A 17431-nucleotide genomic window follows, 5' to 3' on the forward strand; every position below is an offset into this window, starting at 1 on the left:
CTTTCAGTAAAGATTATCAGATTTCGTGAATCTTTACCGACACTGGCAATTTGCTAAGTCTCACAAAAAGCCAAAGTCGAGAGCAGATAAGCTACTAATCCAAAATCCAAAATTGCTCTAGGAGGTATCGGTAATGGTTCACATTCGTTTTGAAGGACGTTCCTATGACGTGGCGGAAAACCAACTGGGTATCGCGGCAGGAATGAGCGATCGAGCTATTAAGGAACGTCTGGCAAATCATTTTGATGTCAAGGGCGATCGCTTCGAGTCTTACGTTCTGGATCGCCGTCCCAGCGGTGATTTAATTGTGCGCCCCGAAGCTGTTTACGGCTAGAAATTCACTGAAAGCACGTATTAGGCAGCGCACCCCAACTAAAGAAGCTTACAAACTGGACACGTTCGACTTAAATCGAATTTCCTATCTGCCGAGAGGCTGACAAAAAGCTTCTCTGACTTGTGCGCTGCCTTTTATAGCTGAATTTTTTATATCTATCCGGCGCTTAAAAGTTCCACTTCGCGCCCAAACAAAGGAAGCTTACATACTAGCTCTTGGTTGAGCATTTCTCTTTAAAGAAAAGGTCGCGGGTTCAACTCCTGCGTATGTGCCAACGGCTTTCTTAACTTGCGCGAAGTGACTTTTAATGCTATAAGCTCTTGTTGTTAATCCAGGATAATAATTAAGGAATCCTGTTTGTATTGAAGACTTCTGTCCTCAAAAATAAATTGGGTATTAGCCATGAGAAAAAGACTGGCAATTTACCGATCGCCCAAGGAGATAGACAGTCTGATTCATGCCTTCCAAGAAGGCAACCTGTCGCGAAGTCAATGGACGCACGAAGCACATTTAACCGTTGCCCTGTGGTATCTGTGTTATGACTCCGAGCAAGAAGCAATCAATGCGATACGCAATGGCATTAAACGTTACAACTCGGCTCAAGGAATTGAAACCACAAAAAACAGTGGGTATCACGAAACACTAACGCTGTTTTGGGTGCGAACTATTCGCGGGTATCTCGCCGATGAAAGCCAAAATCGCTCGATCGTACATCTGGCTAACGGTTTGATTGCAAAATATGCCGATCGCAATTTACCATTTCGCTACTACACGCGCGATCGGCTGATGTCTTGGGAAGCCCGAAATAGCTGGGTTGAACCAGACTTGAGAGCGATCGAATTAGAAACAGTTTCCCTGAAATAGTTAATTTAAAATCGCAGTTTTTGCCGCGCCCCAATCGCGAGAGCTTACATACAGACCCTATTAGGTTTAGCCATAGGTTTACTAAAAAAAAGCTCCCCAAACTTGCGCGGTGATTTTTAAATTTCACTCGTTAGCGTGCAACAACTGCCAACTACCGATTTTGAATACTTCTCAAATCCAAAATCAAAAATCGAATAGGAAGGTAGCACCGATGAATATGAATGTAGCAGAGCGGGATTTGCGTTTGGAAATGCTCAACAGTCTGCTCACAACTCCTCACCGCCAATTAGAAAAGGTGGCAGAAATTCACAAGTTAATTATCGAATTAGACCCAATATTTTACGGTCATTTAGCAGTGTGGTATCAACGTCACGGCGACGTGCGCGATCACAAGGAAGTTTTTGCCGGAAATTTGCTGACTTCGGCGCTGACGGAACACCGAGATGCCGGTTTTATGATGCTGCAAGAGTTCCCTCCCTACGAGGTTTCGCGGATTGTGGACTTTATGAAGCAGCACCAAAATAAGGTGCCCCGCAGCGCGCGTACTGCTGTCACTCGCTATCTGAAATCGCGGGAAAAGAATGCACAGTTTTTCGATCGCGCCGCCATCCGCAACCGCAAGGCGATGAAGCATTTGTACGCAACGCTGCACGTCAAGCCGAGCGATCGCGCTAATGCTATTCTGTTTAAAGACAATCCGCCGGAAGACTCTCTGGCATTCGTTTTGAAGCAGTTGGCAAAGGCGGCGACACCTGCGGAACAGGCGAATTTGATTGTTGAGTACAAGATTCCGTATACGATCGCAGTTGGTGCGATCAGACAGCTAACGCCAACGGTTTTGGCCGCGCTGATTAACTCGATGTCGCCGCAGGAAGTCATCAACAATTTGAAATCGATTCAGTCGCGCGGCGCGATGGATCACCCGGAAGTCAAGCAGTTGATTGACTCGAAGCTGGATGAAGCGGCAAAGTGCGATCGGGTTTCTGCTTACAAAGCGAGTGTTGCGGGTACGGGCGCGAACTTCGACGCAGCAACGGCGGCGAAGCTGGAAGCGGTGACAAACGAACAGGTGAAGAAGCGCGGCAAGATTGCGAAAGCAACCGGTTTGTTGATTGACAAGTCGGGTTCGATGGAAAGTGCGATCGAAGTCGGGAAGCGTCTCGCTGCTTTGATTTCCGGCATTTCCGAGGCTGCACTGTTCGTTTATGCCTTTGACACGATGCCGTATCCAGTGCAAGCAAACGGCAGCGAATTGACAGACTGGGAACGCGCTTTCCAGCACATCCACGCTGGCGGCGGCACAAGTTGCGGTTGCGCGGTGGAAGCAATGCGGATTAAAAAGCAGGTAGTCGAGCAATTTATCATCGTAACAGATGAAGGCGAAAACTCTTCACCTTACTTCGTGGATGCTTATCCGAATTACTGCCGCAGGTTGGGGGTAATTCCGGATGTTGTGATTGTGCGAGTTGGTGCTTGGTGCGAATACGTTGAGAAGCAATTAAAGGACAAACAAGTATCGGTGGAAACCTTTACGTTTTCGGGTGATTACTACTCGTTGCCGAATTTAGTGCCGATGTTGAGCCGTCCTTCGCGGCTGGAATTGTTGATGGAAATTCTGGATACGTCGCTGCCTGTCAGGGATGATAAGTGATATAATTGGGCATGGCTCGTCAGTTAAGCTGGCGGGCTATGCTCGCAAAGTTAGTGGGAGTTAGAATTGTATGTCAACTGAGATTACATACACTGACGCTGAAGCAAATTTAGAAAATCTCTGCGATCGCGCTGTTGAAACTGGCGAAGTAATAGTTATTAATAGGCCTAACGGTAAAAATGCGGTTTTGATTTCTGAGGCAGAATTAGAAAGTTTGCTAGAAACCCTTTATTTGCTGAGGTCGCCTGCCAATGCAACTCGTTTGTTGACAGCATTAAAGAGAGCTAAAGCAAGAGTTGTTCAACCTCAGACGCTTGATGAAATTTGCCCAAAATCTGGGCTTGATGAAAGTGAGGTAGCGATCGCTAGTGACTGCTTGCAAAGCGATCGCGATCGACAACTGCTAGACAGTATCAATGATGCTTATGCAGATGGACTAGATTCGTCAGAGCAAGCTATGCTAGAGGGAATGCGTCAGCATCAGCGACAATTCATAGAAACAGAATGGTAATTTGTCAGGGGGATATCTACTGGATAGATTTGGGACAACCGATAGGTTCGGAACCCGGCTATATTCGTCCTTATGTCGTGATTCAAAACGATATCCTGAACATTTCTCTAATCAGAACTGTTATTGTTTGTGCATTGACTACTAATCTCAGACGAGCGAGGGCCATAGGTAATGTATTGCTTGAAGCAGGAGAAGCTGATCTAGCAGAACAAAGCGTAGTGAATGTGTCTCAAGTTTTTACAGTAGATAAGGCTTTGTTGACAGATAAAATTGGCCAACTATCTCAGGAACGAGTCCGACAGATTCTCGCAGGATTAGCACTTGTGACTAAACCAAGAGAAATAGATTCAAGTGAGCAAGAGGAGAATTGAAGTTTTAATTTGACCAGTTTTTCCCGATTTTCAATTATTCTCTAGTTTGAGCGATAATTTCTTGTAATTCTGGATTAGCGATGGATGAGACTAACTGGGAATCCGCACCAGCCAAAGCCGCGCGCAACTTTTCCGAAGTCAGTGCGGGATATTTCTCTAACACCTGCTGTTCCGTCCATCCCGCAGCAAAGAGCCCTAGCAAAAATTCTACAGATAATCGAGTTTCTGGCGCTGCTGGTTGACTTGTTGAAGCTTTCGGGTTTGGATGAATGAGCTTTCGCCAGTCCATTGTTTTACTTAAACGATTTGGGAAGATTCCGCCGATTATACTGCATTTTGGCACAGTACAAACACGGATGTCGTTGACTGACTTTGTAACAGGATACGGCAGGTAATACCATTTTAGATTTTAGATTTTAGATTGGGAATCACTGATGCCAACCAGGGTTTGGAGTTTGGCGACAGTGGCATTTTTTTTGAGCTGGTGTCATTTCCCCATTTTGCGATTAAATTGTTATTACGATCGCAGTACAGCACTTTCTTATAGACTAGAGTAATGGGGTAGCGACGGGGCGATCGCCCTTTTTCCTTTTGTCCGTTTCAATACCAAACCGCGTTAGCGAAGCCCTCGAAGAGGATCGCACTAGATCTCAACCCACTGTTCAACGAACTGTGCAACCCACTGTGCAATCAACAATACAACTACTTTAACTTCTTAAAACTATGGGAAAAAAGTCGAAAGCCAAAAAATCCCAGGTCAAAAAATCCAGTTTGCTCTGCCAGCGACTCCAAGAAGCTCTCGATCGAGGCAGTAAAGTTTGGATTAAAACAAATAATAGCAGTTTCGGCGGCATCCCGATTAATTTGTTCGGGGAGTTTGCAGAACTTTTGGTGATAGTTCCCCCTAACGAACAGGCGGAAAATATCGATGCTTACGGACAAGTTACGTGGCTGATTCGACTCTCTGATATTATTGCACTTGCTTACCCTACTGAATACTGGTCTAAAGATAGATTAGAAAGTTTGCTGCCACCTGATGCCGTTACTTCCGAAGTAGGAGATTAACTGTAAGGTGCGCTCTGATACCACCCTACTTTTAGCCAAATGGTAAGTGGAAGGTGCGCCGAAGAGCACTTTACACTTACCATTTTATAAGCTGTTTTACCAGCGAAAATATAAACAACTCCGACCGATTTTTATCAGTTTAATTATTCGTTGCAAGCTGAAAGCTTCACTTTACAACGGCCCCCCTCTAGTTGGCTGCAAGCGGCGAGAGCTTGAGCTTGTGCTGCTTCTTCATCGTCACCCCAGCCCGCACCTGCTCCTCCTTCGCCTAATGCGATCGCTCCACAATTATCGGTATTATAGGTCAGCGCTTCGCAGTCGTCAGCACCTCCTGCTTCTTCATTGCAGGCGGCTACTGCTGCGTTTAGTGCTCCTCTCTGTGAATCATGATTCCAACTAATACCAGTGGCGCCAGAAGTCGCAGAATAAGCAGTAGCTCCATAGGTGGTCTGAGCTTTAGCTACCTGGGCGGACCCCAAAATAGGAAGTGTCAGAGCTGTCACTACAACCAACTTAGAAAAAAGCTTTGGCAGCATATTTAATTGAGATATTTACAAGGTTAAAATTCTATCCTCGCTCAATATTATATTAGGATATTCATTCGTGTCAAGAGTGTTTACAATTCTTTGTCTTGGCTTTAATTAAAAGTGCGTTCTGTAAAATAAGTAAGATTACGGAGGTCAATTCAGTGGGAGATATCCGCAAAATTCTCAGCCAACTTGCGGCCCAAGAAGCGCACCTACTCGATACCGAGTTCCTGGCTCCCTGCGTGCGCGGGGGAAGCGTGCGGATACGGGTTAGCTCAATGGTTTATACTTTTCAACCGCAGCCGCGCAAATTTGAAGGATGGGCTATTTTTAGGCCAATTAATGAGAAAATTGCTGCGGTAATTGAGGAGCCGAGTTTGCCGCAAGTGGTCGAGTATTTGCAACTCCTCCTCCCCGTTCGCTTGCACTTGGCTTACGTGCTGCAAGGGCAAACGTGGCTGGCTTATCCTGTTAACGAATCTGATGCTAAACAGCGCACGGGTGTTGCGAAACCGGTACCGGTGCATTTAGTAACAGAAGGTTCGCAGTTTGAGGCGATTGTGGCGCGGTGGGACGGTCATTGTTTGTGGTTTGAAGAGATTGACAGGCGCGCCGATCCGCTGCCCTCTGAGAAGTTAAAAGCAGCTTTAAAAAAGTTGATTTTGCCTCAAGAAGTTCGCTTTAAAGGGATGACGCCGGAAATGCGAACTGTTTACGAATTGGTGTCCCGAAATATTAAAGATTTCGATCCGAAAGTGCGGGAAGAAAAGCGCTTGCAGCGGGCGTTGAAAATGGGCGGCGGTGAATTGCGGGATTTTTTCGCTCGCGAAAATTATTGGCTGGTTGAATGGACTAGCGGAACGGGAGAACACCACACTTCTGCGATCGCCAAAAATGACTTGACAGTTATGAGTGCGGGGATTTGTCTCAGCGGATTGGACAAAGACTTCGACTTGCATTCATTGGTGGGAGTCGTCGAAAATCGATAATTCTTGATTACCATGAGTATATTTTTTCACGAACAACTTTACAGAAGTGCCGCAGTGATGTCGCAGATCAAAAATTTCCCGGTAACGGTGTGCGGGGCGGGTGCTTTGGGTGCGAATATTACAGAAAGTCTGGCGCGATCGGGCTTTTGTCAGTTAAAAGTCATCGATCGCGATCGCATCGAGGAACGCAACCTTTCCACTCAACCCTATTATCGATCAGACATTGGCGCATTCAAAGCCAAAATTCTCACCAACAACCTCTACCGCGCTTTGGGAGTCAGCATTGACGCGCACTCAAAAGAATTGACACCCGCAAATGCCGATCGGCTGCTGGCCAACAGCGCCACTGTCATCGATACTTTTGATAACAGTGTCGGGCGGCAAGCAATCAAGGATTACTGTGCCAGTGCCTCCCTTTCATGCGTGCACGTCGGATTAGCTGCCGATTACTCCGAAATAATTTGGAACCAACACTATCGGGTTCCTTCAGCGGCGAATGATGACGTTTGCGATTACCCGCTGGCGCGAAACTTGGTAATGCTGACGGTTGCAGTTGCCTGCGAAGTAATTGTTACCTTTGCTGCTACCAAACAGCAACAAAATTTAACTTGCACGATCGGAGATTTTGCAGTAAAGCCACTTATATTGTAGAATGTCGGTTGACTGTTGCCAGAAACCCGGTCAATCAAGATTGGATGCCCCCATCCTATAAACCCGGTTTCTCACCCTCAAACAATCGTCCAACTTGCAAAAAACGCTTGAAAAATTAACAGGGAAAGTATGGCCGGATCACAGACTTTTTATTATTTACTAGCAGTTCTCGCCCTATTAGTTTTGACGGGCACAAGTAGAGCAAACTATGCCGCGGACTCGGAAGTTTGCTACACTAATGATTGCCATAAACCAGCAGTGAGACACCATAAAAGGATTTTAAAATGCGGCTCGAAAGGGGAAGATGTGAAGAAACTGCAAAAGTTGTTGAACGCGCGGGGCTTGTCCTCACACCCGATCGTAATTGATGGCGTGTTCGGCCCGACAACTCTCGCAGCAGTGAAGAAATTTCAGCGGCAAGCTCATATTCCTGTAGACGGAGTTGTGGGAGGCAAAACTTGGGACAGACTGTTTGCTAGTTCGTAACTTTAAGCACCGGACAACAAAGGTTCCTAAGCCATCATTGCTAATCATGAATCGCTGCGGTTTGTAGTTGTGCAGATAGCGCATTTTGTGCAACTACAAAAACAGAAGCTTTAATCAACAATCAATCGCATACTAGATTGCTAATGAATGAAGTTTTAGATTTTTGGTTTGGTCGATCGAACTCTCCTGAGTTTGGCAAAGTCCAAAAGAAGTGGTTTGAAAAAGATGCGAACTTTGACGCCGAAGTGCGATCGGGCTTTATGCAGAAATACGAACTCGCAGCCTCCGGTAAACTCGACTCATGGCAAGATTCCCCCGAAAACTGCCTAGCATTAATTCTACTGCTCGATCAATTTCCGCGCAATATGTTTCGCGGAACACCTCAAGCATTCGCCACAGACAGCAAAGCTTTAGCCACCGCCGAATACGCTGTTAACAATAACTTCGATCGCGAATTGCTGACTGTACAAAAATGGTTTATTTATCTGCCTTTTGAACACAGCGAAAACTTAGAAAACCAGCAAAAATCTGTCGAACTATTTAGCCAACTCAGCGGCGAACCTGACAGCGATTCAGTCATTGAATACGCGATGCAGCATTTGGAAATAATCGAGCGTTTTGGGAGATTTGCCCACCGCAATCAAATTCTCGGACGCGAAACAACCCCCGAAGAAGCGGAGTTTCTCAAACAACCTGGTTCGGGATTTTAAAGCGCGATCGCCAAATTTTTAGGCTATTTGCTGTACAGACTTAAAAATACTATAGTTAAGAGGAATACCCCACTGATTTTACAGCAAAAAGCACGGATTACAATTGATATAAAAAAATAGCGATGTTCGGCTAACATTTAAAATTTAAAATCAAATCGGCTACTAAAATTATCAGTATGTGTTTCAAACACCAAGAATATATAGATAAGCTTTCAACTCAATGCCCGCCACAGGACTATGAACCTAAAGAAATGCTGGCTTTTAGATTTGTATTTGAACCCAATGATGAACGATCTATTAATAACTTTAAACCAGTGCTAATCATCACTCCCCAGCGCAACCTCAAACCAGAAACTGAAGCAACCAGATGTCAAGGTTATGCGCTATCATTATTTGATACCAGGGAAAATGCCGAAAAACGTTATTTAAAACTAACAAAAAAAAGAAAAAAACTGCGCGATTCTCTGGGGACTCACATAGCAGCAGGATCGATCGACAAGACAGATGGAGTTGTCTCCAAAATAGATGATAACGGTCACTTGAGCCTACATGAATTTGCTACGGCTGATTTAGCAGCAAAATTTGTAATAACATCTTGTTTATTGTAAGGTACAAAAAAATGGAACAATTAATAGGATTTAAACTAAGTAAATTTCCTCTAACTCTCAGAAGCATAGTCAATTTAGAGTATTTCGACGGCCCGCTACTATCGCTTTTTGAGAATGAATACGGCGATAGCTATCTTTATTCTTGGTGCGATGTAGATAATTTGTACAATCGCTGGTTGGTTTTCAGAGTTGCACAACTAACTCTCAAGCTTTACATAGAGGGACAAGTTTCATTGCACGAGTTAATTGTAAATCCTGTTGACGGATTTCTCTATTCATTAGATATAGACAATGATTTACAGGTTAAAAACACTTATTTAATTCTGCCTGAAAATTTACCGACAATCTACTTGCCAGAAACAGATTCCTATTACGAACTGTCTGATTTAAATCGCGAAACTGCAGAAGAAGATAGGTTATTAATTTTTCAAAAAATTTCCGGTAAATCTCAACTTAGCAAGGTTTGAAGCTGACTAAAACACCAGATCCCCGACTTCTTGAAAAAGTCGGTATCTAATAGATCGCCTAGATCGCCCAATCGTCACCGGCGATACTGCACTCGATAAATCCGGTTATTCGCTTCCTCAGTAAACAGCAAACTTCCGTCAGGTAAAACCAGCAAACCAACCGGCCTCCCCCAAGTTTTCGGGCCCGACGGATCTGTCAGAAAACCAGTCAGAAAATCCTCATAATAACCTTGAGGGCGTCCGTTCGCCGCATTAAAAGGTACAAACACGATTTTATAACCAGTTCCAGCGTTCCGATTCCAACTGCCGCGAAACGCCACAAATGCCCCATTCAGGAATCTTTTGGGAAACGTTTTGCCGTCGTAAAACTGGAGCCCCAAAGCCGCCGAATGCGCCTGAAACAGCACGTCTGGCATTAATGTTTTAGCAGCTAAATCAGGTCGATCGCTCTGGCCGTTTTTGGTGTGGCGCGGGTCGAGCAAATTCGGCTTAAAATAAGTGTAAGGCCAGCCGTAAAACTCGCCTTGACGAATTCTTGTCAAGTAATCCGGCACCAAGTCATCTCCCAAACCGTCGCGTTCGTTGACTGTCGTGTAGAGTTGATTGGTTTTTGGGTGAAAATCCAATCCCACCGGATTTCGCAAACCGGAAGCAAAAATTTGCTGGTTCTTGCCGTCCAAATTCATCACTTGAACAGAGGCCCTCGGCAGCGGCTCGACATCGGCATTAGACTGCGATCCAACTGAGACGAAAAGCTTGCTTTTGTCGGGGGAAACGACAACATTTCGCGTCCAGTGTTGGTTGTAGCCGCCGCCCGGTAAATCGGCAATTTTTTGACCAGTACCGGTCAATTGTTCCTGCCCTTTTGTGTAGGGAAATCGGCGGACTTCAGCGGTATTTCCGAGGAAAAAATAGCGATCGGCAAAAGCCATGCCAAAAGGAATATTTAACCCGTTTTGGGCACTTGCAAAAGTCTTGCGAACCTCAGCAACCCCGTCGCCGTTGGCATCCCGCAACAGCGTAATCCGATTTTGCCGGGTTTCTGTTACCAAAACATCGCCTGTCGGCGTCAAAGCTAGCCATCGGGGAGCGTCTAAATTGTCAGCAAAAACGTTGACCACAAAGCCAGGAGGCACTCGCAGCACTGGCGATGCGGGAATCGGTACTACTTGAGGAGGTTTTGAGGCGCTTTCGCTGGCTCCTGGCTGCGGCAAAGTAGTTGCAACAATACGGATTGGCTGCGGCGACAGCGGTTTGGTCGGTACAATTTGATTTGTCCCAACATTTGTCAGCGGTGCACGGGAGGGAATTTGCGACACAGGGCCGTTGTCGCCCACAGCAGGGGCGATCGCATCTGTAGCTCGATCGCACGCAATCATCGGTAACAGCAGAATTAGCAGCAAGAAACGCAGGTAATACATAGCAGCCATTTCTCCACAATTGCTGGACAATTCTATTATTCTAACTGCTATTAAACAGCTAAGCCACCGCCGGCGCGGTGGCTTAATTCTATTTACTGATACCAGTTGTACAAAACAATGCCACTGTAGACCTGTGCTCCAAACCTTGAGCTTGATCAGTCAATCGATTTTAGATTTTAGATTTTAGATTTTAGATTGAAGAAAGCGACCCCACTAATGAATTTGGTGGCCTCCGACCAAATTGCTTTTGGTCATTCCCAATTCTCTAATCAAAAATCAAAAATCGAAAATGGTATAACCTAGGTCTACCAAAGTCCTCTCACAGGAGCCGGACGGGGAGCCGGAGCCGGAATTGGACGGGGAGCCGGAATCGGAGCCGGAGCCGGAGCCGGACGAGGAGCCGGACGCGGTGGCGGTTCTGGAGCCGGACGCGGTGCAGGTGCTGGGGTTGCGGGACGAGCAACCGTTGTGGCTACCACCTTATAATCGGGGATCACCGCGATATTTTGTATCTGAGATCCGGCGACGGTAGCTCTGACTTTCATTCCCGGTACTAGGCCAATAATTCTCAGGACGCATCTTTGAATCCTGAGAGTCCTGTACGGCGCGCTTTCTTCGCGAATAGTTACTACATCGCCGACAATACTTTTGACAAAACCGACAATGGTTGTAGTGTTTGCTGTTGTGGTGGTCTGCGTTTGGGCTATTTGAGTTGCAGGGTTAGCCATCGCAGGATGTACTGAGACCGCCGAAATTACCACCGACAGTGTTGCACCTGTCAATAATTTGATGTTCTGAAGACGCATTGAAACCTCACATTAACTGCTATTCAGGGTCGGGTTTGCTTCCGCTGCACGAAAGTCCCAACCTCTATACCTAATCCAGTTTAATCCCCAAAGTAGGAAATTTATGACAATCTCAAAAAAAGATTATCGAACAAGTATTGAAAGACTAAATTTTACATCATAAGTTCCCGATTTACAACAAGTTCAGCGGTTTGCATCTCTAGAGTGTTGCCGTGATATATTGAGTTTATTCGATCGACCGTAGCAGTTTTTTTCCGCCAACCTAACTGTTGCTGGGAGGAACTCTACCCCAAGACAGATTGTGCTTGCCCGATACAGCAGCGCCATAGTTTGAATACTCGATCGCCAGTCGGCTATGCTAAAAAATCAAATTAGTCGGAGGTAAAATTTAATCATTTTCTGGCAATATTTACGCATAAACCGGGTTGTCTCACGACATTCTATTGCGTAACTTCACTGAGCCGCTTATAAAAACCTTGTGGTTTTAGTATTATTGCCTAAGCTTTGTGTTAAGTTACAAGTTATCAGTGGTGGAATTTAAACTAAAAACTGTGCAGCGCAGTTGCCGTCAAAAAGCCATCTCAAAATTTTTCTAATCGGGTGTGATTTGCGGATAATTAGATAGGAACTTTGTAGGAACTGCTGGTGAGGAGTTTAGCGAACAAAACAATGGTGAAGAGCAAATTTTTGTTTAACAAGTTAATTTTACTGAGCTTGAGTGCCGCCGCGCTGTCGATCGGCTTACAACAGCAGGCGACTGCCGAACTGGTGGCTAATTCAAGTAATAGTGCGATCGCAGCGCAGCGGCCCACATCCGAGACAAAATTGCCGAATCTCGGAACTCCAGAACTGCCGCCCCTGGGAGAACCATTTCGTTATATTCCCCAGGAACCAACGCCTGCGGTAAATCCTATTGAGGAAGTGCGTTTAGTGCTGAAATTGCGAGAACGCCGCGTCTATGTTTACCGACAAAATAAGGTGCAAACCAGTTTCCCGGTTGCTGTGGGAAAAGGCGGGTGGGAAACTCCTACAGGGAATTTTAAAGTTATGCAAATGATCAAAGATCCAGTTTGGCAAAATCCTTGGACAGGAGAACTTATTCCTGCTGGGCCAGACAATCCATTAGGGAGTAGGTGGATGGGGTTTTGGACGGATGGCAAGAATGTGATTGGTTTTCATGGTACTCCGAATCCAGAGTCGATCGGGGGGGCGGCTTCTCACGGCTGCGTCAGAATGTTTGATAAAGACGCACAGGCTTTATTTGAGAAAGTCGCAGTTGGCACACCGGTGATAGTTGAGCATTAATTATTTGGAGGTTGGGGTGCATAAAAACACATGAACAGGCAAGATGCCTGTTCCACAAAGACTTAAATTTGGTTGTGAGGAGTAGGGGTTGGGCAGGAAAGCCCGCCCATGAAAGACTTATTGATAATGCAGCTATTGGGTGAGTTAAAACTTACATTTTGCACCCCTCTCAGCAACAGGCTTTCGGGCCTGTTCCACAACAAAGAGTTAAATAGATTGCTGATATTTTTCCAATAACTCCGGGATGTAATCGTAGCCATCAACACCGATCGCCGGAAGGATATTCGCTCGACTTTTCGCCAAAGATTGTTTAAAAGATTCCGCCCCCATTTGACCCCGCAAAATAGTCAACAAACCAGCCGATTGACGCCACTCCATCGCTCCAATTTGCTCCAAAGTATACATCCCCAAACTGCCCGCAAATATCGCTTTTTCTAGTGCGTTGATTCTGTAATAAGCTTGAGCCAAGTAAGCCAAATTCAGACCTTGCAAATATAAATCCCCGGAGAATTGAGCCGCTTGCCAACCTTTGAGCAAATATTCGATCGCACCTTCAGCATTTTCCAGGGCAATTTTAGCGATCCCGAGACTGCTGGAACAAAAAGCTTGACTTTGCCTGTCTCCCAATTTTTCCGACAGCAACAAACCTTGTTCCAAATAACCGATCGCACTCTCATAAACCTCCGGTTCCACCTCCTCCAACTGCCGCGCTTGAAACACTTCACTGTAACCCAAATTAGCCAGAGCATTTGCCTCGCCTTGTCGCTCTCCCGCTTGTCGTGCCATAATTAAAGCCCGCTGGCTGTAATTAATCGCTTCCTGATAATTTTTTTGAGCAACATAGTTGCGGCTGATGTGATTGAGATTGGCAACTTCGCAAGCTTTGTCTCCTTCGGTACGGGCAATTTCCAGCGCTTGCTTGTGCAGCAAGATCGATCGCTCATAGGCCCCAGCCGCCTGCATCGAATAACCCAGAAGCGTCAGAATCCGAGCTTTCGCTTGAGTGCCTTCAACTCGCCGCAGCGGTTCATCTAAATAATCCAAAGTATGACGCAGGGCTTTACCATCAAACGAAGCAAAAATTCCCCCGTAAAGCGGAAAGTATTCTCGCTGAGAAAAAGCGCGCAAAATTTGCAAAGTTACTTGAAAACAAGCATTTGCCAACTGCTCGCCGCTCTTGGTAGAATTATTAAACCCACTAGCTAGCTGACTCCAAATTACCGCAAAAGTAATGTAAGTAGAAATTGAAGCTTTTGTGGACACTTTGGAATCATAAACTTGCTTATCAAACCATGTCGCCAACGCCCGCTGCAAGCATTGCAAAATAATCGCGACTTCCACCAATATGCCTAAATCTAAATTCGATTGCTGGGCGGCGAATTGAACTACAGATTCACCGAGCGCAATAGTATTCAACAGAGCCTCGGGAAAGGGACTATTAACTTTTTTTGCCCAAAAAGCCCAAGGCCCACTTTGTTCGGGACTACCGGCAAATCCTAGCTGCTGCGGCTGATAAATCCAGCCCACAAGTTCCGGTTCCAAACGCTGCCAAGATTCTAAACCTTTGGCGATGCCGGCGGTGATTTGCTGCAAATCTTGTTCGGTTTCGGGATTGGCAGTTTGCAGCATTTGTTGGTGCAGAGATTTTGCCAATTGCTGCAATTGAGCCAGAGTCAGCGGATGTTCTTTATTCGGATCGATTACTTGCAATAATGCCAAGAGGCGGGCATTAGATTCAGCACTAACGATTTGTTGGATTGAGGATGCAATTGCGCGATCGACGCGGTTATCTTTCTGCCAGCGTTCCCATTCTCCTTGGATGGTTTTGAGAGCTCGGAGGGTGCGATTGGCCTTTGCTTGTTTGATTTCGTCTTTTTCATTTCTGAGTTGATTTTCAGTGGCATCGAGGCGTTCACCGAAACAGCGTTCAAAGATTTCGCCAGTACCAGTGCTAATGTCTTGCACCAGCATTTGATAAACTTGTTCTTTGGAGCGAATTTGACCTTTGAGGGTGATTTCGACAATTTTGTCGATTAGGGCTAGGTAGCGATCGCGCAGTGAGGTAGAGTCTGGCATAAGTTATTTTTAGTTAATAAGTTTTTATTGACACCGCAGACAGTATTTCGCGCTGCTACTTAATTTTACAGCTCATCCTGATTAATGCCCATTGCTCGGAGGCGATATGCCAATCGATTGGCTCGCTGACTTTCTAATTAGGCTCGCTGCCTTTCAAACTCCTCTGGAGTCTGAACCCAATCGCCACTAGCATTGTACCAACGCAGCCCCTACCTCAAACAACCTTGATAACAAGCTTCCCACAAACCTATACCTAATTCTAATTCCGGTATCCAGAAGTGCGGCTCGGTTAAAAGTTGTTCGCCGTCAGGATTACCCATCAAGCGAAATATTCTCGGTTGATTGTTGTACCGCCTAAAAAAAGTAGTAAGGAATCTGTAAAATCTGTTCGTAAACTCGCCACTTAGTAGGTGGTTTATTTGATGTTTCTTCTGTGATTCCTAAATCCTCATCTTCTGTTCCAAGTGACACCTGTTTTACTGCTACCAGAGGACTGACATTTTCTTGCCACATCACGTAGCCCAGGCGCAATTAGTCACCTCGATAAAATCTCGGAGTCCCCAAGACAACAAACCAATCAGGTCTTTTGTACCAATTGAGATGGTTAGAAGTGTAGTAGAGATTAAAGCCTGTCGCTATAAATATTTGTTCTGGTGGATGATTTGCGGGGCGGCAGGTTAGACGCAGCAGTTCGGGTTGAAACTTGTGGAATTCGTCAGCCAAACCGGGTCCCTCCGGGTCTTCACTGGGTAAATCATACATCGTAGGGAGGACTTTTGTTTGCGAATGCTGCGAATCCGGTACGTACATCGTCATAAGATTACCCAGGCGAGACGGTTTGAGGAGATTGAGGCGGCACGGCAATTGTAATATTATAGCGCGATGTGATTTCTTTCGGCAGAAAGTCAGTATCTTTTGCACTGGGAATTTTATCGAGATAGCAATCTTTTACTGCTAACATAAAACCTTTGATCGCTTCTGGTGAATTTTGGGAGTCTGCTACCTGCAAAAATTCTTGCCATTTACTCTCATCTTTGCCGTTAATATCTAGCAAATGCAACCCCGCTAAATACTCGGCTACCGGATCGAGAGAAAAACGGATTTGGTCCTGGGCTACACCTTTTGTTTGGATGATTCTGAGTTTGTCTTCTAAATACTTGAGCCGCGATTCTGCATTCTCTCCACCCAGAGCATCTATAGCATTTTGACGGTTGGCGGCTGCGGGTCGATAGGTTGGCTTCAGGCATTTCCAAGCTAGGATTTTAGCATCTTTGTGGACGGTGGAATCGCTGAATTTATCCCCTGGTACGCTGCGATTGAGTTGGTTTAAGTAGTGCAGCATTAACTCGGCAATATTATCCGGTAAATTGCCGTCTGTTGTGCCTTCTTTCTTGGCAATGATTTGGTCAGCATAGAGTTTTGCTAGCAAAATGGTGATGTTTCTTTCGCCTGCTATTGTTGATAGTTGGATACAGGCATTGAAAAATTCTGTGTCGCTGAATAAGTCGCGCTTTTGTCGTTGGCTGAGATAGCTTTCCATGAACGATGACAGTCGATTGCCAGCAATGCGGAGGGGTTTGATTGCAGTCTTGGTGACTCGACCTAAAGGTTCTTCCAGCCGCGAAGTTACGAGCAAAGCATTAACCGGAAAATCTGGCATTTCCGGTCGAATTGCTGTTTGTGTCTGTTCGCTCATTTCTGAGAAGTGATCGACGATGACTAGGATGCGCCGCTGTTTGAGCAACTGTTCTAATAATTCTTCAGAAATCGGCTCGGCAGTGTCGGTTAAATCTTGCAATTGACCGCGAATAGCTTCGATGAATGGCTGTTTGCCTTCTGCTACTTTCATGTTTAGTTCTGATTCGATGAGAACTGGCAGCATTCGATGATGGCAAATGCGTTCTTCAGGATTATCGGACATCGCCCATTTGCCAATCAGACAAGCTAAACTGGTTTTTCCGGCTCCCCCTTCTTCCCAAATCAACAAACAGCCGCGCTTTTGAGCAAATGTGGGCTGCAAATCTTTGCCTTTGAGGGTGGCAATTGTCTTGTTGTCGAGGCTGACGGGGACGGGGACGAAAACTTGGCGATCGCGCACTGTTTCCCGCTTCTGAAATTCGTCTCGCGTGGCTTGGATGTGTGCTGCCACCCAAGCATCGAGAACTCTGGGATGGTATTTTAAAAATATCAAGTTGCCGAGGGATACATCTGTGCCGAAAACTGGTACTTTGAAGCCGATAGGTTTTAATATTTCGTAAATTTTTAGCAGCCACAAGGGGCGGATGGCAAAGGTTCCGAAGAGTAAAAATAAGTAAATTCCGGTTCCCCAGAAGTAGGGATTTTGGATAATGGATTTTACGAAAAGGCGCTCTCTTTGTTCGTCTTTGAGAACCTTGATGTATAGACGGAGACTGCCGATCGTTAGTTGTGAGAAATCAGCTTTAGCTTCTGCCAAAGTTGTCAAGGCTGATTCTAAGTTGGATACAGCCTGATTTAACTCCGGTGAAGTTAGCGTCTTTGCTTTTTCTTGAAGGCTAAGAGCAATACTCCCCAAAGCAGAGACTGCAAAGGTACGCACAGTTGCATCTG

The 17431-nt window shown here is 45.7% G+C and carries 20 protein-coding genes, 1 tRNA gene and 1 pseudogene; 14 read left to right on the plus strand and 8 right to left on the minus strand.

Features of this window, described 5'->3' with window-relative positions:
• Window positions 1-133: 133 nt before the first annotated feature.
• From QUA70_RS13795 to QUA70_RS13820, 6 genes are all read left to right on the plus strand, one after another.
• The gene (locus QUA70_RS13795) at window positions 134-334 is read left to right on the plus strand and encodes a hypothetical protein (RefSeq protein ID WP_333347587.1); all 201 of its coding nucleotides are present in this window, start codon (window positions 134-136) and stop codon (window positions 332-334) included.
• 203 nt (window positions 335-537) lie between these two features.
• A tRNA-OTHER gene (locus tag QUA70_RS13800) sits at window positions 538-608 on the plus strand.
• Between the two features lie 128 nt (window positions 609-736).
• Window positions 737-1198, plus strand: a complete 462-nt coding sequence (locus tag QUA70_RS13805; RefSeq protein WP_333347590.1) for a hypothetical protein — start codon at window positions 737-739, stop codon at window positions 1196-1198.
• A gap of 211 nt (window positions 1199-1409) precedes the next feature.
• Window positions 1410-2849, plus strand: coding sequence for a hypothetical protein (locus QUA70_RS13810; RefSeq protein ID WP_333347593.1), 1440 nt, complete (start codon window positions 1410-1412; stop codon window positions 2847-2849).
• Between the two features lie 70 nt (window positions 2850-2919).
• Window positions 2920-3360: a type II toxin-antitoxin system prevent-host-death family antitoxin gene (locus QUA70_RS13815; protein WP_333347596.1), complete on the plus strand. Its 441-nt coding sequence runs from the start codon at window positions 2920-2922 to the stop codon at window positions 3358-3360.
• Window positions 3354-3731, plus strand: coding sequence for a type II toxin-antitoxin system PemK/MazF family toxin (locus tag QUA70_RS13820; protein ID WP_333347599.1), 378 nt, complete (start codon window positions 3354-3356; stop codon window positions 3729-3731). Before QUA70_RS13815 ends, QUA70_RS13820 begins: the two co-directional genes overlap by 7 nt.
• A 34-nt stretch (window positions 3732-3765) precedes the next feature.
• Here the strand turns inward: QUA70_RS13820 and QUA70_RS13825 are convergent, their stop codons facing one another.
• Window positions 3766-4020, minus strand: coding sequence for a DUF433 domain-containing protein (locus QUA70_RS13825; RefSeq protein WP_190732738.1), 255 nt, complete (start codon window positions 4018-4020; stop codon window positions 3766-3768).
• 434 nt (window positions 4021-4454) lie between these two features.
• On the opposite strand from QUA70_RS13825, the gene QUA70_RS13830 reads away from it, so the two are divergent.
• A complete protein-coding gene (locus QUA70_RS13830) occupies window positions 4455-4796 on the plus strand; it encodes a hypothetical protein (protein ID WP_015174354.1) in 342 nt (113 codons plus the stop codon).
• 143 nt (window positions 4797-4939) lie between these two features.
• Here QUA70_RS13830 and QUA70_RS13835 read toward each other — a convergent pair whose 3' ends face one another.
• Window positions 4940-5332, minus strand: coding sequence for a DUF4189 domain-containing protein (locus QUA70_RS13835; RefSeq protein WP_333347609.1), 393 nt, complete (start codon window positions 5330-5332; stop codon window positions 4940-4942).
• A gap of 152 nt (window positions 5333-5484) precedes the next feature.
• Between QUA70_RS13835 and QUA70_RS13840 the strand changes: the two genes are divergently transcribed.
• The 6 genes from QUA70_RS13840 to QUA70_RS13865 all read left to right on the plus strand — a co-directional run bounded on the left by QUA70_RS13840 (window position 5485) and on the right by QUA70_RS13865 (window position 9234).
• A complete protein-coding gene (locus QUA70_RS13840) occupies window positions 5485-6312 on the plus strand; it encodes a hypothetical protein (protein WP_333347612.1) in 828 nt (275 codons plus the stop codon).
• 12 nt (window positions 6313-6324) lie between these two features.
• A complete protein-coding gene (locus QUA70_RS13845) occupies window positions 6325-6963 on the plus strand; it encodes a ThiF family adenylyltransferase (protein WP_333347614.1) in 639 nt (212 codons plus the stop codon).
• Window positions 6964-7092: 129 nt separating this feature from the next.
• Window positions 7093-7449, plus strand: coding sequence for a peptidoglycan-binding domain-containing protein (locus tag QUA70_RS13850; protein WP_333347617.1), 357 nt, complete (start codon window positions 7093-7095; stop codon window positions 7447-7449).
• A 143-nt stretch (window positions 7450-7592) separates the two neighbouring features.
• On the plus strand, window positions 7593-8159 hold the full coding sequence (locus QUA70_RS13855) for a DUF924 family protein (RefSeq protein ID WP_333347621.1): 567 nt from the start codon (window positions 7593-7595) through the stop codon (window positions 8157-8159).
• Between the two features lie 176 nt (window positions 8160-8335).
• Window positions 8336-8767 (plus strand): hypothetical protein, encoded by a 432-nt coding sequence (locus QUA70_RS13860; protein ID WP_333347624.1) that lies wholly within the window; start codon window positions 8336-8338, stop codon window positions 8765-8767.
• Between the two features lie 11 nt (window positions 8768-8778).
• The gene (locus QUA70_RS13865; RefSeq protein WP_333347627.1) at window positions 8779-9234 is read left to right on the plus strand and encodes a DUF6575 domain-containing protein; all 456 of its coding nucleotides are present in this window, start codon (window positions 8779-8781) and stop codon (window positions 9232-9234) included.
• 74 nt (window positions 9235-9308) lie between these two features.
• On the opposite strand, the gene QUA70_RS13870 is transcribed toward QUA70_RS13865, so the two are convergent.
• Together QUA70_RS13870 and QUA70_RS13875 are read right to left on the minus strand one after the other, a co-directional pair.
• On the minus strand, window positions 9309-10664 hold the full coding sequence (locus tag QUA70_RS13870) for a sorbosone dehydrogenase family protein (RefSeq protein ID WP_333347629.1): 1356 nt from the start codon (window positions 10662-10664) through the stop codon (window positions 9309-9311).
• Between the two features lie 296 nt (window positions 10665-10960).
• Window positions 10961-11461, minus strand: a complete 501-nt coding sequence (locus tag QUA70_RS13875; RefSeq protein WP_333347632.1) for an autotransporter — start codon at window positions 11459-11461, stop codon at window positions 10961-10963.
• A gap of 669 nt (window positions 11462-12130) precedes the next feature.
• Between QUA70_RS13875 and QUA70_RS13880 the strand changes: the two genes are divergently transcribed.
• Window positions 12131-12766 (plus strand): L,D-transpeptidase, encoded by a 636-nt coding sequence (locus tag QUA70_RS13880; protein WP_333347635.1) that lies wholly within the window; start codon window positions 12131-12133, stop codon window positions 12764-12766.
• A gap of 207 nt (window positions 12767-12973) precedes the next feature.
• On the opposite strand, the gene QUA70_RS13885 is transcribed toward QUA70_RS13880, so the two are convergent.
• From QUA70_RS13885 to QUA70_RS13900, 4 genes and pseudogenes are all read right to left on the minus strand, one after another.
• On the minus strand, window positions 12974-14842 hold the full coding sequence (locus tag QUA70_RS13885) for a tetratricopeptide repeat protein (RefSeq protein WP_333347638.1): 1869 nt from the start codon (window positions 14840-14842) through the stop codon (window positions 12974-12976).
• A 354-nt stretch (window positions 14843-15196) separates the two neighbouring features.
• Window positions 15197-15373, minus strand: coding sequence for a hypothetical protein (locus QUA70_RS13890; RefSeq protein ID WP_333347640.1), 177 nt, complete (start codon window positions 15371-15373; stop codon window positions 15197-15199).
• Window positions 15374-15658: a Uma2 family endonuclease gene (locus tag QUA70_RS13895; protein WP_333347643.1), complete on the minus strand. Its 285-nt coding sequence runs from the start codon at window positions 15656-15658 to the stop codon at window positions 15374-15376. It lies immediately after the preceding gene.
• A gap of 4 nt (window positions 15659-15662) precedes the next feature.
• Window positions 15663-17431: pseudogene (locus QUA70_RS13900) on the minus strand (HEAT repeat domain-containing protein); the annotation flags it as partial.

It is taken from the genome of Microcoleus sp. LAD1_D5 (assembly GCF_036702115.1).
In the GTDB taxonomy this organism is placed as follows: domain Bacteria; phylum Cyanobacteriota; class Cyanobacteriia; order Cyanobacteriales; family Microcoleaceae; genus Microcoleus.

Excerpts from the sequence above, each read along its gene's own strand:
- QUA70_RS13795 (WP_333347587.1), top strand. The coding sequence starts at position 134 with ATGGTTCACATTCGTTTTGAAGGACGTTCCTATGACGTGGCGGAAAAC.
- QUA70_RS13805 (WP_333347590.1), top strand. The coding sequence starts at position 737 with ATGAGAAAAAGACTGGCAATTTACCGATCGCCCAAGGAGATAGACAGT.
- QUA70_RS13810 (WP_333347593.1), top strand. The coding sequence starts at position 1,410 with ATGAATATGAATGTAGCAGAGCGGGATTTGCGTTTGGAAATGCTCAAC.
- QUA70_RS13815 (WP_333347596.1), top strand. The coding sequence starts at position 2,920 with ATGTCAACTGAGATTACATACACTGACGCTGAAGCAAATTTAGAAAAT.
- QUA70_RS13820 (WP_333347599.1), top strand. The coding sequence starts at position 3,354 with ATGGTAATTTGTCAGGGGGATATCTACTGGATAGATTTGGGACAACCG.
- QUA70_RS13825 (WP_190732738.1), bottom strand. The coding sequence starts at position 4,020 with ATGGACTGGCGAAAGCTCATTCATCCAAACCCGAAAGCTTCAACAAGT.
- QUA70_RS13830 (WP_015174354.1), top strand. The coding sequence starts at position 4,455 with ATGGGAAAAAAGTCGAAAGCCAAAAAATCCCAGGTCAAAAAATCCAGT.
- QUA70_RS13835 (WP_333347609.1), bottom strand. The coding sequence starts at position 5,332 with ATGCTGCCAAAGCTTTTTTCTAAGTTGGTTGTAGTGACAGCTCTGACA.
- QUA70_RS13845 (WP_333347614.1), top strand. The coding sequence starts at position 6,325 with ATGAGTATATTTTTTCACGAACAACTTTACAGAAGTGCCGCAGTGATG.
- QUA70_RS13850 (WP_333347617.1), top strand. The coding sequence starts at position 7,093 with ATGGCCGGATCACAGACTTTTTATTATTTACTAGCAGTTCTCGCCCTA.
- QUA70_RS13855 (WP_333347621.1), top strand. The coding sequence starts at position 7,593 with ATGAATGAAGTTTTAGATTTTTGGTTTGGTCGATCGAACTCTCCTGAG.
- QUA70_RS13860 (WP_333347624.1), top strand. The coding sequence starts at position 8,336 with ATGTGTTTCAAACACCAAGAATATATAGATAAGCTTTCAACTCAATGC.
- QUA70_RS13865 (WP_333347627.1), top strand. The coding sequence starts at position 8,779 with ATGGAACAATTAATAGGATTTAAACTAAGTAAATTTCCTCTAACTCTC.
- QUA70_RS13870 (WP_333347629.1), bottom strand. The coding sequence starts at position 10,664 with ATGGCTGCTATGTATTACCTGCGTTTCTTGCTGCTAATTCTGCTGTTA.
- QUA70_RS13875 (WP_333347632.1), bottom strand. The coding sequence starts at position 11,461 with ATGCGTCTTCAGAACATCAAATTATTGACAGGTGCAACACTGTCGGTG.
- QUA70_RS13880 (WP_333347635.1), top strand. The coding sequence starts at position 12,131 with ATGGTGAAGAGCAAATTTTTGTTTAACAAGTTAATTTTACTGAGCTTG.
- QUA70_RS13885 (WP_333347638.1), bottom strand. The coding sequence starts at position 14,842 with ATGCCAGACTCTACCTCACTGCGCGATCGCTACCTAGCCCTAATCGAC.
- QUA70_RS13895 (WP_333347643.1), bottom strand. The coding sequence starts at position 15,658 with ATGACGATGTACGTACCGGATTCGCAGCATTCGCAAACAAAAGTCCTC.